The organism is Chitinophaga sp. (assembly GCF_035564935.1).
In the GTDB taxonomy this organism is placed as follows: Bacteria; Bacteroidota; Bacteroidia; order Chitinophagales; family Chitinophagaceae; genus Chitinophaga.
Genome location: NZ_DATMTE010000369.1, coordinates 16,022 through 31,480, shown reverse-complemented (window position 1 = coordinate 31,480; position 15,459 = coordinate 16,022). Strand labels below are relative to the sequence as shown.

Sequence of the window (15,459 nt, the reverse complement as noted above, 5' to 3'; positions counted from 1 at the left end):
TTACCATGTATCATTCCAACCGGAGGAACTGAAGAGCGGGAAAGTATTTTATAATTACAATGTGGTGGAAGATATACCGCAGAGTATGGAGGATCTTCCGGGGCTCAGTGTATTTTATAAAGATGAGAACGGCGATATATACCATACTTATTCAACTTATGGCCGTGGTGGCGAATTACAGCTGGCCACCTACAATTACCTGGATATAGCGCCATTTGGACGTAACGAAACCAACGACCGCGGGGATCTGACTTCCTGGGTAAGGCATCACGACAATTACGATGAGAAAGGGCATGTAGACAATACCGGCAGGTATCATAAGGAAAAGACACCGGGATCCTGTTGTTCTGAAGACTAATCATCATGAAAACACATTGTTCCTGCGGTGCTGCTACGGGCAGCAGTGATCGCAAAACAACCGCTGCGCAATCCACCGGTCCGCTTACGTTCCGGCAACGCTTTGTAAAAGGAGTACGATGGCTGATACCGGGCATCACCCTCGTACTGCTGCCAAAGTGCCCGGTTTGTCTCGCTGCCTATGTGGCGCTGGGTACAGGAATCGGGTTGTCTGTAACCGCTGCCACATGGCTGAGATCTGGACTGGTGGTGTTGTGCGTGGGCTCGTTGTTTTACCTGGCGGCAAGCCGGGTGATGGCTTACCGGAAACGGCGGCAATCAGCGGCTTAGTTCAAGGTCAAATAACATCAGCTCATCTGCTTCTCCCGGGGGGAGAATAGTTCCCTGCAGGGTAAATCCGGAGCGCTCCAGCAAACGAACGGACCGGTGATTATCCGGCTGCGTGATGGCAAACAAGCGTGGAAACGGCAGTTCCTGCCTGGAATAGGTAATAGTACCAGCAGCAGCTTCATACGCATAGCCCTGCCCCTCAAAGGCCGGCAGGAAAGCAAATCCCAGGTCGGGTTGCTCCAGGTATTTTCTTTTAAACAATCCGCAGATACCGATGGGCTTTCCCGTTTCTTTCAATACCGCTACCCACGCACCATATCCCTGTTCTGCGTATAGGCGTAACAGGTTGTTCATGATATAACGCTGTGCATCTTCCAGCGTGCGTATATGGCGGTCGCCTATATATTGCAGCCAGGAAGGCGTATTCAGCAACTCCAGTACAAAGGCATCGTCGTTAGCTGCAAATGTGCGCACCTGCAGCCTCGGCGTTTCAAACAGAACTTTCATGCGTTCAAAATAAAATTTTCCTGCGAAGGAAGCAAACCGGATTTACAGCGCGTACTTATTCTTTGCCTGTAAGCCGCTCCAGCTGCCGGAGATAGTCGTATTGCAGGTCTTCATGCAGGGTGGCTACTGTTTTGGTGATCTTCTTCACCTGTTGATCATAAAGATTGTTCAGCTGAATGCTGTAGGAAGATAATAAACCGGATAGTTTCATCTTTCTACAAAAATAAATAAGCAGTTCCACTTCCGTGGGTTTAGAGCCTGTATAACGTATATGCTTATTTGTTATACGCAGAATTTTCCGCAACCTTTTTTTGGCGTGATATAATTTATCGCCGGCCATCTCCACAAATCCCTTATCTATTTCCTCCTTTACGGCATTAATATAACCTTCTTCGTTATGTGCTTCAAACAGCAGGTAGGTAAGCAGCTCCTTGTTATCGTTCTTATATTTGGCGAGGCGCAGGCATAAGGCCTGCAGTTCTGCCGGTGGCAGTGTTGTTAACTCTTTTTTTATATCGCTGATGCTGGCTGCTTTCATAATCCGTTTAATGCTGATGGCGAAGATACTATCTATTCCGCAGCATGCACGCCACGGGCGCTATCTTTACGTTCCAGCCAGGAAGTGAATACGGTGTAGAACACCGCCACAATGATAGCACCTTTGAACATACCGGTAAATCCCCATGCCGCCATACCGCCAATTACGCCGAGGAATAATACCAGGAAGGGCAATTTGCCGCTCCGGGCAATCAGCAAAGGTTTCAGTATAGCTTCCCCTATCAGCATAGCGGCGCCGTAAATGATCAGGAAAAGCGTCATACCCGTATGCCCCTGTATTGCCATCCAGATAATTAAAGGGATCCATACCACGAGCGGGCCTATCTGTATCACCACCAGGAAAAAAACGAGAGCTGCCAGCCCCAGGGCAAATGGGATGTCTGCAATTTTTAGCCCTATAAACGCCACCACTCCTGTGATGAAGGCCGTGCCCATTACGCCTATTGATACGCCCTTTATAGCCATAGTGGTAGCATTCAAAAGGCTGGCGCCGTCTTTATGCCCCAGCAGGTGCTGGGCGGTAGCCCTGATGGGCTTCACTGCCTTTTCCCCTCCCACCAGGAAAAATGCTGAAATGATAATGCCGATGATCAGCTGCCCTGCAGCGCCGAGGATGCCTGCACCGCTGCTGATAATGTGATGCAGCACCATTCTCACCTGTTGCTCATGGATGTTGGTGGATAATGTTTCCCGTGGACTTTCCTGCAAATGCTCCCAGAAATCAGTGATATCGCTGCCAATGTAAGGCATGTTGATCAGCCACTCCGGCAGCTCCGGGAGGCCGTTTTCCTTTACATTGCCAATCCAGTGAATAGCTTCCCTGATATGCCCGCTGAGGGCGGCAATAAAATAAGTAACCGGCAAGGCAATAATGGCTACTAACGCTACCGCATATATGGTGGCGGCCAGTTTACGGCGGCCTTTGAGCCATATCACCATGCGCTCAAACAGGTGATGAAAGGAAACAGAGAAGATCAGGGCAAACGTAAGGACCCCGAAAAACAGGCGCAGCACATCATAAAGCGCCAGCAATAAAGCCAGCAGCAGCAACAGCACCAGGATGGATTCAATCATATTCTTGGAAGCAGGGCGAAGATGGTTCATACAGGCAGTATTTTATCCGGGTTTCTTCCTAAATATACTTAAAACCTTCTTTTTTGCCGGAACAAATGAAACCTGCATTAGCGGACAACAGCTGTTCATTTCCGGACAATTGCGCCTTCCCTTACCGGATATAATCCTCACTGGCCGTGCCCCACGAGATATGGCAACCTTCTTGTGCAGGTACCGGGACTATGTAAAATACCACTGCAATGCTTACAAACTATTTTAAAACCGCTGTCCGCACCCTGAAGAAAGACAGGTTTTATACCGCCATTAATATTGTTGGACTGGCGCTGGCTACTGCCGGCTTCCTGTTTATCATTAATTACGTGCGGTTTGAAAATAGTTATGAGAACTTCTATAAAAAAGCGGGAGATATTTACCGCATTACCCTGGATCTTTACAAAGGAGCCGAATATGTGGTAACCGATTGTGAAACCCATCCCCCCATGGCCCCAATGCTGAAGAAACAATTCCCGGAAGTGGTGGATTATGTGCGGGTGCAAAATTTGCAGGGGATGACGGAAATAAAATCCGGCAACAAGATCTACAAAATAGCACATGCCTATGCAGTAGATCCTTCCATGTTCACCATGTTCGGTTATACCTTTTCTGAGGGCAGCTCCGCAAATATATTCCAGGCTCCTTACCAGGCCGTACTAACGGAATCCCTTGCCAGGAGAATGTTTAGCGGAAGCCCTGCCTTAGGCAAAACATTCAGGGATGGCGACGAGCTTTTCACCGTAAGCGGGGTTATAAAAGATGTACCCGCCAATACGCACCTGAAAATTGAACTGCTCATTTCATTCTCCACCATGGCAAAACGCGGCTTCGACTTAAATTCATTTAACGGGAATAATAATTACACCTATGTTCAATTAGCGCCGCATACGGATCTTACCGTGTTTAACCGGAAGCTGAAAAAATTCTCCGATGAAAGACTGAAGAACGACCGGTATGTAGCGGAGCCCATGAAAGATATTCATCTCCACTCTCATAAGTCCTTTGAACCCGAGGAAAACGGCGATATTAAAACGGTGCAGTTCATGATGGTGGTGGCTGTGTTGGTATTGCTGATCGGCTCTATTAACTATATTAACCTGTCTACCGCCCGGGCTGCCGACAGAACCAGGGAAACCGGCATGCGTAAAGTACTGGGAGGCTCCCGCCTGTCGCTGATCAAACAATTTATGACGGAAACCCTGCTTATTAACCTGCTGGCATCAGTGATAGCACTGGGGATGATACAGGTATTAATGCCTGCATACATAAAGTTAACCGGCCACCCTGTTGATACTGACTTTTTCCATTCTTCTTTTTTCTGGGGTATAATGCTTGCGCTTTTTGTTTTCAACTGCCTGCTTTCCGGGATATACCCGGCACTGGTATTGTCGGCGGTAAAGCCTGTAAGTATTACCGGCAGGATCTCCACGATGTCTGCCAAAGGGGTTTTGTTCAGGAAAGTATTGGTATCGGCCCAGTTTGCGGCCGCGCTGATTGTACTGGCTGCCTCACTGATTGTATACCGGCAGCTGTCTTATATGCGCCACCAGGAACTGGGGCTTAATGCAGAACAGATCCTTGTGCTGCGGATTCCCCGTGGCCAGGGCAGCGCTGTTGACTCCATGCGCCGTTTGCAAAGCCAGGCATTTATGAACCAGGTATCCATGCTTCCTCAGGTAGTGAAGATCAGTAACACCAGCTCCATTCCCGGCGTAAGCCTGCATGAACTGAGTACGTTCAGCGGCATCAGCCAGTATGGCTCCGACCAGGGATTGAACTATAACTATTACGCTTATGGAATTGATACCGGTTTTCTTCCGGTGATGAATATTAAATTGCTGGCAGGAGAAAACTTCAGGGCCGATACCTCCAGCAGGTACCACCTGATCATCAGTAAATCGGCCAGCCGGCTGTTCGGCTTTACATCTCCCGAAGATGCCATTGGCAAAAAGATCACCCTTACCATGACAGATGAGAAGTATAGCATCATTACCGGGGTGATCGACGACTATCACCAGCAGTCGCTGAAAGGCGCGCTGCTTCCCATGATCCACTGGTACAACGATAGTAATGGCGCATTCTACGCCATTAAACTAAACACGGCAGACATCGGCTCCACTATTAAAAAAATTGCTGCCGCCTGGAAATCACAGTACCCGGAATATGCGTTTGATTATCATTTTTTTGACGAATTGTATGATCAGCAGTATAAAGCAGAAATGCAATTCGGGAAAATTGTGCAGCTGTTTTCCGGTTTTACCCTTTTTATTACCTGCCTGGGCATCCTTGGATTAACGGCCTACAGCATCACGAAAAGAAGCAAGGAAATAGGTATCCGTAAGGTGCTTGGCGCTTCCGTAGCGAATATTGTAAACCTGTTAACACGTGATTTCGTTAAACTTGTTTGTATAGGAATTGTAATTGCCACTCCCCTTACCTGGTATATCATGAATCGCTGGTTACAGGACTATGCCTACCGCATACAAATACAGTGGTGGATGTTTGCTGTTGCCGGGCTCATAGCCCTGTTTGTAGCGCTGCTCACGGTAGGTGTGCAGTCTGTAAAAGCAGCCCTTGCCAATCCTGCAAAATCGCTGAAGTCAGAATAATGATCAGCCTTGCAGCGATAACCGCATAAAGTCCTGTACTTCTTCATTAATATCTTCCGGTAGATACATACGGAAGTGATGATTAAACTGCCGGTTACTGCCCGGTACCTGCGCTATTTTCTGAAAGCATAAATTATCGGGATAAGATTTCTCAAAGGGGAACACGATATGTACAAAATTCTTTCCCAGCTGTGTAACCCATGCTACACGGATATCATGGATACCGATACCAATCATTGATTTGGTGGGATACAGGTATATCTTCCCCAGCTTTTCATACTGTGCAATAAAATGTTCCAGCAATGCCAGTGTTTGCGCTGATTTACCGGCAATGAAAGCATGAAGCAAAGGATCGCTGTTTTGATCCGGTAAAGATGTTGACATCGTGCTGATTTTACTGCAAAGTATCAAATGATTTTATGATCCGGGTAGTTTTGTTTAAGCCGGCCTTAAAAGGCCGGCCGTCATATCAGATCGAATAATAAACAATTAACCTTTTTATTGTACCACCACGGCCTTCACCAATCGCTTGCCACTGGTATGCGTTGCTTCCAGTAAATAATACCCCGGCAGCACTTTACTGCCCCATTGCAGCGCTACCGGCGTATGCTTATCTGTTACATTTACTGTAGCGGTATACACCGGCTGGTTCATATAATTCAACAGGCGCAACTGGTACCTGCCGGCAGGGCCTTCCCTGAACTGCAGCTGCACGCGACCTGCAGTTACCGGGTTAGGATATACGAAAATACCATCTGCGGACGCTACTTTTACCACGTTGCTGTAAGCCACTTCGTTACTCTGGCCTACAGACTGTACCCTGTACCAGGTATCACCGCTGGTCTTATTATCATCCATCACTTTATATAAAGCTTCTTCAGGGTTGGCAGCGCGGGTGTTCACGTTATAGAAGTGCTGCCCGTCATCTGCCCGCTGCACGATGAATTTTATCCACTTCCATTTGCCGGGCGCCGACCACTCAATAGCTATCCGGCCGGCATAAGGCGCGGCTTTTACCAGGAACTGCGGACTAACAGCTACCGGGGGCGCTTTTATAAACGCGGTGGAATACACCGTATCTGTGGAAATGGCGGTTTTATTGCCGTCGAGCGTAGTAACAGTGATCACTGCTACGCCGGCGCTTTTTGCTTTCACTTTGCCGGTGCTGTCTACCGTAGCTACCGCCGTATTGTCGGAGCTCCATACTTTGGCTTTGTTGGTGGCTTTCGCGGGCAGGATGGTAGCGGTTAACTGCAGGGTGGAATCTACCTTTATACGGGCAGATACCGGCATTACGCTCACGCTGGCTACATCTACCTTACCAAAAACATACAGCTCGTGTATGGACCAGTAATTGCCTTTGGCGCCCGTTTGCACAATTTTGATGTACCTGCCGGTTTTATCCGTGAAGGCTGCCAGCGTCATGCCGGTATTACCTACGCCGGTGGCTATGGGACTGCCCCAGTTCACGCCGTCGCCTGAAGTGTATATGCTGTAGCCTGCGGGCGAATCGTCCGGGCTGCCGGTAACATCCAGCACAATAGCGTGAAAGGTGTTCACCGTTTTCATATCTACTGTAAATGTTTGCCCGTTCACCTGCGAGCCTTGTGTATCCCAGCGGGTGGTGGCGTTGCTGTCCAGCGCATTTTGCGCGTTGCCGTTGTTAACGGAAGCAGTGGCCGTCCAGCCCTGGCGGTCCATAGCGCCCACGATGGAAACGCCCCAGATATTGCCGAGGTTATTTTTCCATAAGGCAGCGGTGCTGGTTTGCAGTTGCGTGCTGTCGATGATGGAGGAGCGCGCCGACAAATGCGGGCCTGCACCTGTATTCAGTAAGGAGCCTACAGACCAGATAGCCGAATTGTGCACATTCAGCGCGCCATTGGTGATATTGCCCCATCTTAGCTGGCCGGGATGATGAAAGTTCGCCTGCTGCATGTTAATGGTGCCACCGTTCATGATCAGCCCTTTGCCGGGGTTACCCCAGTAGTCGGAGTTAAACATGGTGGAAGAACCGGTATAGGTAGGCTGTGTGGAAATATACGTGGTGGTGGTATCGCCGTACCCTACTATCTGTGTATTGATAAAATCCATACCGTTGCCGGAGGAGCCTTCAAAACGCATGCTGTTGCGGGAACCATCAATGCCCAGTCCCAGGCTTAAGCCGGATGGACCGCTGCCGTTTTCAGATTTTAATACAATACCGCTATGAGAACCGAATACAAAATCGTTGTACAATATTTCATCCTGGCAATTACCCAGCGTGAGGAAATCGAGATGGGCGTAGTTGTAATCATATGCACCGGAATTGTCGCCGGTAGGCGAGTTGGGCCAGCTGCCAAATTTTGATTCTGCGCCTGCTGCATATACGATGGTATTGAACTGGAGATTGTAAATTTTGCCTCCGGCAGAATTTCCTCCAACGCGGATGCCGTTTTTAAATACGTGCCCGGCAACGAAGTCGAGATAATGGTTATCGCATTTATAAGTGAACAGGTCGATGCCGCTGTAAGTGGCACGCATGCCTACATTCACGATGTATGCATCGCTGCCCGTTACCTGGATCAGGTAAGGATACGCCGGTGCATTGGGTAAATTGGAGTACACCTGCTCCGGGTAATTGAAGGTCATTCCCCTGACTCCGCTGTTGGCAGATAGTTTGAGGAATGGTGTGCCCGCTGCGTTATTCTTATCTGCATAAACTTCAATAATACTACCAGGCCCCATAGGTACCGAACTAAGATCGGCCGATCCTTTCAGTTCCACGCCGGAAGGCACCGTAAGATGCCCGGTGACCTTATATTTCCCCGGCGGCAGGAACACGATACCGCCCCCATCCTGCGATGCTTTATTAAGCGCCGATTGCAGCGCGGTGGTATTATCCGTAATGCCATCGGCCACTGCATTGAAAGGCGTTTTGGTAGCAATGTACAATACGGCCCTGGAGGGCTTCTTCGTTTCACTGCTTACATCCGGGAATGCAGGCAATGCTTTCAGTGTAAGCGGCGTATGATCAATAGTGCTGGTGTATAGCGAATTGTTCTGTATGTTGACGCCTTTGGAAAAACGGTTGCCGGTAATAATACCCCTGGAATTATTGCCCAGCATAATTTGCGGCTGGTTGTTGTTGAAATCATTGTCGGATGCCAGGAGCGTACCACCACCAATATCTACCTTCCCTTTAGTGATGGTGCATTGCTCCATCATGGTGCGGGTAGTGGAAGCCGCATCAACAGTAACGCCATTCAGCGTGCCGCCCAACGTGCAGGTATGGAACTGCGCAGTTCCGGAAGTACCGGAGGCAATGGCTACGCCGGTTTCGCAGGAAACGGTATTGCAACGGGCAAACATGATACCGTCTGAACTTACCACTTCCAGGTAAATGCCTGTTTTACAATTGGTAAAGGTCATGCCGTAGTTGTGCCCGTTGGGAATAGAACCAACCGTAGTAAGCGATGGCGCTGTGTGAAATCCTTTGTTATATCCTTCAATATTTACAAAACAGGTGTACGACCAGTCGTTTCTTCTCATCACAATACCGGTACCATTCTGGTAGATCCATCCTTCAAAGGAACTGCCGGCGGCGGGTGCGTTAGCAAGTCCGGAGCCCGACCAATACGCCGGTGAAAAATCGATGCTTTCCATATGACCCACATCGGCAATGTTGTCTATTTCAATACCGCGGGAAAGCGGCGTGCCATAAAGACCGTTAATAATAGGACAACTGCCGCCGTTGACACGGGAAAACACTGCCCCGCTATAGGCGTTCACAAAAGTTACATTCTTGGTGTTACAGTAATCATTACCAAAATAGTTGGGCTTACCAAACAGGATAGCCGGCGGATACGGCGTAATACTGCCGGGCAATTGCTCCGGGTACCAGATAGCCATATCCATTACCGCGGAAGAAGGCTCCATGGTAATAAAAGCCGCCGCATTTTCATCACCCCGACCGGCATAAGCCATGAGGATAGTGCCGGTAATGGCTTGTCCTTTTACGGGCTTCTGCCATTCCCCGCGGATGGTAACGCCTTTGGGGATCACCAGGTTGCCGCTGATCTTATATTTACCCTGCGGTACAAACAGCGTACCACCACCGAGGGTACGCAGGGTATCGAGCCTGTTCTGGAAAATGGCGGTTACATCAGTAACGCCATCGCCGGAGGCGCCGTAGTCCGCTACATTGTAGGCTGCTACAAAAGCATCTTTTGTGGGGTACAATGGATTAATCAATTGCCATGTTTGCGCGGTTGCCTGTATAAAAGGCAACAGGGCAAAAACAAATAGCAGCAAACAGATTTTGGGAGGGTTGTGTAAGATAGTTTTCATACGCGGATTAAGTTTTCATGGAGAAAAAAACATGGGATTGTTCTTTCTGAACAATCCCATGCAGTGGTTAATTTTTACGGGTGAATATAAAATCACGCAGGTTGGTATCGCCGGTTTCCCATACAAACTTCACCAGGTGCTTGCCAGGTGTGAGATGCAGGTTGCCGTGCAAATACACCCAGTTGCCCCAGCCGCCGGTGTTGGTGAACGGGATCCTGCCGGTTTGATTTACATCGTCTACTTCTATGTGCAGTCCACGATCGCCGCCATTAGGTGTAGTAATCGCAATGGCAATGTCGTAGTCGCCCTCCGAAGGTGCTTCCACGCTGTATTTCAGCCACTCTCCATCGGCAGTGAACCCGATGTTGGCGCCGTTGCCTTCAATATCCACGCCTTCATTGGGGCGGTAAGTACCAGGGATATTGTTGTCTGTGGTTTCATGATAGCCCCATCCTTCCCCGCCGAGGTCAAAGTCGGCCGCCTTGATGGTTACCGAAGCACCTGCGCCGGCAGGCAGTTGCAACGCTGTACCGGAATACGGGTTGTATTTAAGCCCTGAGGCATCTACTACTATTACCATTGTTTTTTTAGTAGTATCTATTTTGTAGATAGATGGATCGGTGATATCTACCGCCAGCGCCACTTTCTTTCCCGGATGCGCCAGCAGGGCAGCCAGTTTCACGGTAACGGGGAACGACAGCGAGTTATTAAAGTCCTTGAACGAAATAGAATCAGGCAGGGAAAAATCCGCCGCAGTGAGGGCTTCCGTGCCAGGCAAACCATTAGCCGCCACCAGTTTGGCAATGGTATCCATGTTGGGTTTAACCCGCAGGTAAAAAGACGGGCCGGCGCTGCTGGTATAGCTTACATTTACCGGCACCTGCAACGTGCCGGGACCTACCGTGTAGTTCTTTCCGCGAACCGCAGGCACCTGTACGGATTTACCGTTATCAGGGTAATACACATAATGGATCTGGTCTACCGGTACAATACTGGTAGTGTTGATCTGCACCACTACTATTTTCTTTGCCGCATCCAGCTTATTGTTTTTAGTAGGATCAGTGAGCTCTACTGCCAGCGCCAGTGTTTTGCCATAGTATTTTTCGAAAGAAGCCAGGTTCACCTTCAGGGTAAAGGTGGCTTCTTCGCGGCCAAAGGGCACGTTCACCAGGTTGGGCAGGCTGTAGGCTTCCTGTTCCAGCAGTACGCCATCGGGGATCTTGTTATCAGCGATCATGTTAGCCACAGTATCCGTGTTAACGGTAACGCCTATATCAAATCTCGACGGTGCGGCATCCGACAGCCGGATCGTTAATGGTATATCTACGGTGGCATCGTTCTTTGTGTAGCTGCTGTCGCCTGTAGGGATCTTCATCAATCCATTGTCGGTTTTAAAGGCAACGCCCACCTGTTGCACGGTGATCTCTTCTCCTTTAATGTCGGGCTTTTTACAAGACACCGCCATTACTGCCAGGTAGCTTACCAGCAGCGTTGCGAGCGGGAACTTTATTGTATTTATCATCCTGTAAATAATTAATTGTTATTCATGCTTACATACCTGGTGGTCCACACCTTTCCGTCGAGGTTCCAGCGCAGATCAGCGGATACCTGGAGCCAGTCGAGGATCTGCCGGCTTACGTCCACAGGTTGTGGCATCAGCTGGGAGATGTTGGCTGGTGAAGCCGGGCAGATCAGGTCGTTGAAATTAAACCAGCCGTAAGGGCCATTCAGTTTAAAATCCGAGAGGTTATCGCTTTTATCTTTCAGCACCGGGCCTTGCCCGTCGGTGGCGGACCAATAGCCGGTGAGCTGTTTCCTCAAAGGGTGGGTGGCCGACATATTGGTTTCACAGGCATAGTCGCTGATCACCTGGTCGGTGGCTGTGCTGTCCCATACCTTCAGCTCCGTTACGTATACATCGGGGGCGGGATAGCTGCCCGCATAGGGCAGGTTGCCCAATCGCAGCGGTTCGGCGTTATTCAGGTTGCCATAACCGGTAATGTTGATATCGTTGTTGAACTTACCGTCGGTAAAGGTTCTTACATGCATAGTTTGTGCAGAGGTATCGTATACGAACTGTGCAGCGATATCGTGCCAGTTGCCATCGCTGATATCGGCGCCGTTCACAATCATATTATCCGTTCTGCCGGGGGCATTTTGTCCTACGTTCAGCTGCCATCCTTTTTGGTTCAGCACTACGGCCCATCCCTGTACACCGGGATCAAGCGATGCCCTTTTGGAAAGCACGGAAGTATTGGAGTAGGTATAATCACCATTGGCGCCCGGCATTACCTTTATCTTCATTTCAATAGCCATACCACGGGTATCTTTCAGGTCGTAATTGCGATTCACATCATCAATGGTGGCATACACAGCATTGGCATCTGTTCCGTACAGGTGCACGCCTTTGCCTATATAACGGTTACCCGTATACGGTTTATCCACGAAAGAAGGGAGATACACCGGTGTGGAATAAATAATGAAGCCATTCGTTTTAGGATCGCTGAGAATAGTATGATCATCCTCTGTAGGCGGTATCGTATAGGCGCCACCGTGATTACTCACTACTACTATCATCCAGTTTTCCCCTGCATAGGTTTTACGTGCTTTGATCGCGTTGAGCAGTTTCCCTATATAATCATCCGTTTGCAGGATAGCGTTGCGGTATTGTGGTATGCTGAGGTCATAACCATACTGTTTACCGCTGGCATCTACATTGTTGTACTGCACCATTACCAGTCCGGCGCTATCCTCCGCCAGGCCGGCTACAGCGGCGGTGGTAGCGGCTTCATCGTTATCTGCAAATACTTTATTTACATCTGCTCCTGTAGTAAGATTGTTGCCCAATGCATCTGAAGAGCTATAGGCCGCAATATGGATACCCGGCGCCCTTTCTTTAATACGTTTAAAGAATACAGGGAAGTTGTTCAGGTTGTTATTGTCCATGGTATTGCCTTCGATACTGTGCTTGGCTTTATGAACACCGGTGAGCAGATCGGCCCAGGTGGTCAGGTCCCCGATATCGGTGTCTGTAACGGAGTTCCAGCTGAAGATGGCATGATCAGTAAGCGCGCTGATGTTAGGGGCATTGGCATCGCGTACCGACTGGCCCCTGGCGCCGTCCATGATCACGAACAGTACTTTGGGATTTTTTACAACAGCGCTGGTGGTATCGGTATAGTCGCCCGGCTCCAGCACCCGGTCGGGTTCCTTGTTGCAGGCTGTCCAGCTCACGAGGCCTCCCAAGAGTAATCCCATCATCCCGTTAAGCCATATTGTTTTATTTTTCTGCATGTGTCAGTGAATTAGAAGGTAACGATCATTTAAGTAAAAGCCTGGTGATGTTGCCGGCGGGTTGTTCATCAAACTTGCTGAATCCGCCGGTGATGAGCAGTTGCAGCTGGCCGGCGAAGTTCCTCGTTTCCAGTACGCCATTAACGATGCCATCCAGGTCGCCGGTGGTATTGTATCCTTTGGCCAGCGCACCGGTATGATCCAGCAGCATAAAGTGCCCGCGATGAACGCCACCGTAGTTTTTGAAATAGCCGCTTACGAGTACCATGCCGTTAGACAATTGTTTGGCGTACGCATAACTGTCGTCCGGATTTTTAGTAGCGCCTTTGAAAGAAGGATCTACAGAGCCGTCTTCATTCAGCATTACCAGCCCGTTCTGTGCTTTTCCGTCGAAGCTGGTAAAGTTACCCGACAGCATAAACCGGCGGGCGCTTTCATTATAAGTGATGGATGAAATATAGTTGTCTGCCCCGGTACCTACTTTAAAAGTACGGTCAATGGTACCATCTGTATTCAGGCGAACGATGTAGTTCACGGATTCATTGTTATACCTGGTGAAGCGCCCGGCAATGATCAGCTTCCCGTCTTCCTGCATAAAAGCATCGTTCACCGGGCCGTTGGGGCCATCATTGCTGCGATGCAGCAGGAAGTTGTAATTGAAGGAAGAGTCAAGCGATCCGTCGGCAAAGAAGCGTACCAGGTTTTTTATTCTTACAGAATCCACTATCAGTGAATCGCGTTTTGCACGGTAATCGGATTTTCCGTATACCCGTTGCAGGTAGAAATTGAAACTGCCGGTAGCCGTAATGGTGTTACCATGCACAAATGCGCGCTGTATATTGCCGTCTACCCCGCCGTTGAAGGCAGGCACGGTGTCCTGGTCCAGGAAGGTTCTTACCACCATACTGTCAATGGCGCCGTTGCTGTTCAGTACCGTGATGTTATTTACTTCGCCGAGATGAATATCGTAGGTAGAGAAACCGCCGGCGATCACCATTTTTCCGTTAGGCAGCGTAGTAATGGTATTCAGGTAACCTCCTACCCCGTCTCCGATCTGGAGGGAGCGGTCCAGTTCCCCGTCTTTGGAAATAAGAATAATACGGTTCAGCGGTTTTACCGATCCTTTATTTTCATAGTTGGAAAAACTTCCCACCAGGATCATCCGGCCATCGGCCAGCGGCAATACTTTGCTGATGTAGCCGTTGGAGCCCACCAGTGCTTTGAAGGTATTATCAGCAGAGAGTTTACCATTCACGCGGAACACCGGTCCAAATACAATACGATCGCCAATGGTCACATAACCGATACCGGTGCTGGCGTTTTCCGGCACCTTTACTTTGATGCCTGAGCTGTCTACCCCCACTACCTCGGCCAGTTCGCTGTTGATAAAGAATTTCAGGTCCGATTTATAAGGCATCAATCCTGTTGCTTTAAAGGTAACAGTGGAGCCGGGATCGCCGAGCCTCGGCGCCGGGAAATCGGTGCTCATCCTGATGCCCAGGGCAGGCTTGCCGCCGGCGTAGGGATCATCATACACTTTCTCCTTGTTATTTTTGCAACTCCCCAGCAGCATCATGCAAAGGCCGGATAAAAGAAGTGCGCTATAATATTTTTGCATGCATCTCATTTGATATAAAGTTTTACTTCCCGGAATTAGCGAATACGGCCTGTACATCCTGGGCAAATTTGCCGGGGGCAAACCCGAAGGTGGCGTGATTGGCGCTCAGCACATGTACTACCCCGTTTTTGGTAAGTATATTACAGGACGCCACAAATGAAGTGGTCCAGTTAGCGGTTGGCGCCGCAGCATCAGGAATGTAGGAAATACTGAGCTGGCGGTATCCTACATACTTTACCCCGTTGTCTGAATTGTAGACCACCCCGATATTCATCGGCTGGTTATCCCACGAGTAATACATCTGCCCCGGGAAATTGATCAGCAGGCTGTAATCGATCTGCGGGTAGTCTTTCAGCTGGTTAGCGCCATGAAAAAGATATACCGACAAATATTTACGCCATATTTCCGGCGGTACATCCTGCAGTGTGCGGATGGTATCAAAGCCGCCACTGTACAATGCGCTGTTGGTAGATTTGATCAGGTTCAGGATACTGTAATCAGTAGGCGCAAAAAAGGTGACGGTGTCGGAAGTGAAGATATCTTCCATACCTGCCAGTTTTACTATAGCCGCTACCGAATCGAAATAAAATGGTTTGGCGTTGAGGTAATCCACTACATTACCATCGAAGTAAGGATTGGCCAGCCCGGAGTCGAGATAGTAATTATCTTTTTTACAGGAAGACAATGCAGTGAGTGCGATCATCAGCAACACTACTCCGTGAAGACTATATTTTTTCAGTGAGTTCATAA

At 49.2% G+C, this 15,459-nt stretch carries 12 protein-coding genes; 3 read left to right on the top strand and 9 right to left on the bottom strand.

All coding sequences use genetic code 11. The features are described from left to right. Positions 1-358 (top strand): DUF899 family protein (locus VN105_RS09850; RefSeq protein ID WP_325640330.1); only part of this gene is annotated, 358 nt, incomplete at its 5' end. Positions 359-363: 5 nt separating this feature from the next. Continuing rightward, positions 364-687: a hypothetical protein gene (locus VN105_RS09845; RefSeq protein ID WP_325640328.1), complete on the top strand. Its 324-nt coding sequence runs from the start codon at positions 364-366 to the stop codon at positions 685-687. Here VN105_RS09845 and VN105_RS09840 read toward each other — a convergent pair. From VN105_RS09840 to VN105_RS09830, 3 genes are read right to left on the bottom strand one after another with little or no spacing between them, the layout of a single operon-like run. Continuing rightward, a complete protein-coding gene (locus VN105_RS09840) occupies positions 676-1,194 on the bottom strand; it encodes a GNAT family N-acetyltransferase (RefSeq protein ID WP_325640326.1) in 519 nt (172 codons plus the stop codon). The two genes, VN105_RS09845 and VN105_RS09840, sit on opposite strands and share 12 nt — an antisense overlap. 55 nt (positions 1,195-1,249) lie before the next feature. Further along, positions 1,250-1,732 (bottom strand): hypothetical protein, encoded by a 483-nt coding sequence (locus VN105_RS09835; protein WP_325640324.1) that lies wholly within the window; start codon positions 1,730-1,732, stop codon positions 1,250-1,252. A gap of 32 nt (positions 1,733-1,764) precedes the next feature. Further along, positions 1,765-2,856 (bottom strand): AI-2E family transporter, encoded by a 1,092-nt coding sequence (locus tag VN105_RS09830; protein ID WP_325640321.1) that lies wholly within the window; start codon positions 2,854-2,856, stop codon positions 1,765-1,767. A gap of 209 nt (positions 2,857-3,065) precedes the next feature. Here VN105_RS09830 and VN105_RS09825 point away from each other — a divergent pair, with 209 nt between their 5' ends. Next, a complete protein-coding gene (locus VN105_RS09825; RefSeq protein WP_325640320.1) occupies positions 3,066-5,468 on the top strand; it encodes an ABC transporter permease in 2,403 nt (800 codons plus the stop codon). A 3-nt stretch (positions 5,469-5,471) separates the two neighbouring features. On the opposite strand, the gene VN105_RS09820 is transcribed toward VN105_RS09825, so the two are convergent. The 6 genes from VN105_RS09820 to VN105_RS09795 form a co-directional block, all read right to left on the bottom strand. After that, positions 5,472-5,852 carry a hypothetical protein gene (locus VN105_RS09820; protein WP_325640318.1) on the bottom strand — a complete coding sequence of 127 codons (381 nt, stop codon included), beginning with the start codon at positions 5,850-5,852 and terminating at the stop codon, positions 5,472-5,474. Positions 5,853-5,966: 114 nt separating this feature from the next. After that, the gene (locus tag VN105_RS09815; protein WP_325640316.1) at positions 5,967-9,797 is read right to left on the bottom strand and encodes a glycosyl hydrolase family 28-related protein; all 3,831 of its coding nucleotides are present in this window, start codon (positions 9,795-9,797) and stop codon (positions 5,967-5,969) included. A 67-nt stretch (positions 9,798-9,864) separates the two neighbouring features. Further along, positions 9,865-11,319 carry a carbohydrate-binding protein gene (locus VN105_RS09810; protein ID WP_325640314.1) on the bottom strand — a complete coding sequence of 485 codons (1,455 nt, stop codon included), beginning with the start codon at positions 11,317-11,319 and terminating at the stop codon, positions 9,865-9,867. 11 nt (positions 11,320-11,330) lie between these two features. Continuing rightward, positions 11,331-13,091 (bottom strand): alkaline phosphatase family protein, encoded by a 1,761-nt coding sequence (locus VN105_RS09805; RefSeq protein ID WP_325640312.1) that lies wholly within the window; start codon positions 13,089-13,091, stop codon positions 11,331-11,333. Positions 13,092-13,116: 25 nt separating this feature from the next. Continuing rightward, entirely contained in the window at positions 13,117-14,709 is a 1,593-nt protein-coding gene (locus VN105_RS09800) for a DUF5008 domain-containing protein (protein ID WP_325640310.1), read from the bottom strand. Between the two features lie 22 nt (positions 14,710-14,731). Then, positions 14,732-15,457: a hypothetical protein gene (locus VN105_RS09795; RefSeq protein ID WP_325640308.1), complete on the bottom strand. Its 726-nt coding sequence runs from the start codon at positions 15,455-15,457 to the stop codon at positions 14,732-14,734. Positions 15,458-15,459: the final 2 nt, after the last annotated feature.

Coding starts and splice junctions, on each gene's coding strand:
- VN105_RS09820 (WP_325640318.1), bottom strand. CDS start 5,852: ATGTCAACATCTTTACCGGATCAAAACAGCGATCCTTTGCTTCATGCT.
- VN105_RS09810 (WP_325640314.1), bottom strand. CDS start 11,319: ATGATAAATACAATAAAGTTCCCGCTCGCAACGCTGCTGGTAAGCTAC.
- VN105_RS09845 (WP_325640328.1), top strand. CDS start 364: ATGAAAACACATTGTTCCTGCGGTGCTGCTACGGGCAGCAGTGATCGC.
- VN105_RS09795 (WP_325640308.1), bottom strand. CDS start 15,457: ATGAACTCACTGAAAAAATATAGTCTTCACGGAGTAGTGTTGCTGATG.
- VN105_RS09800 (WP_325640310.1), bottom strand. CDS start 14,709: ATGCAAAAATATTATAGCGCACTTCTTTTATCCGGCCTTTGCATGATG.
- VN105_RS09815 (WP_325640316.1), bottom strand. CDS start 9,797: ATGAAAACTATCTTACACAACCCTCCCAAAATCTGTTTGCTGCTATTT.
- VN105_RS09825 (WP_325640320.1), top strand. CDS start 3,066: ATGCTTACAAACTATTTTAAAACCGCTGTCCGCACCCTGAAGAAAGAC.
- VN105_RS09805 (WP_325640312.1), bottom strand. CDS start 13,091: ATGCAGAAAAATAAAACAATATGGCTTAACGGGATGATGGGATTACTC.
- VN105_RS09830 (WP_325640321.1), bottom strand. CDS start 2,856: ATGAACCATCTTCGCCCTGCTTCCAAGAATATGATTGAATCCATCCTG.
- VN105_RS09840 (WP_325640326.1), bottom strand. CDS start 1,194: ATGAAAGTTCTGTTTGAAACGCCGAGGCTGCAGGTGCGCACATTTGCA.
- VN105_RS09835 (WP_325640324.1), bottom strand. CDS start 1,732: ATGAAAGCAGCCAGCATCAGCGATATAAAAAAAGAGTTAACAACACTG.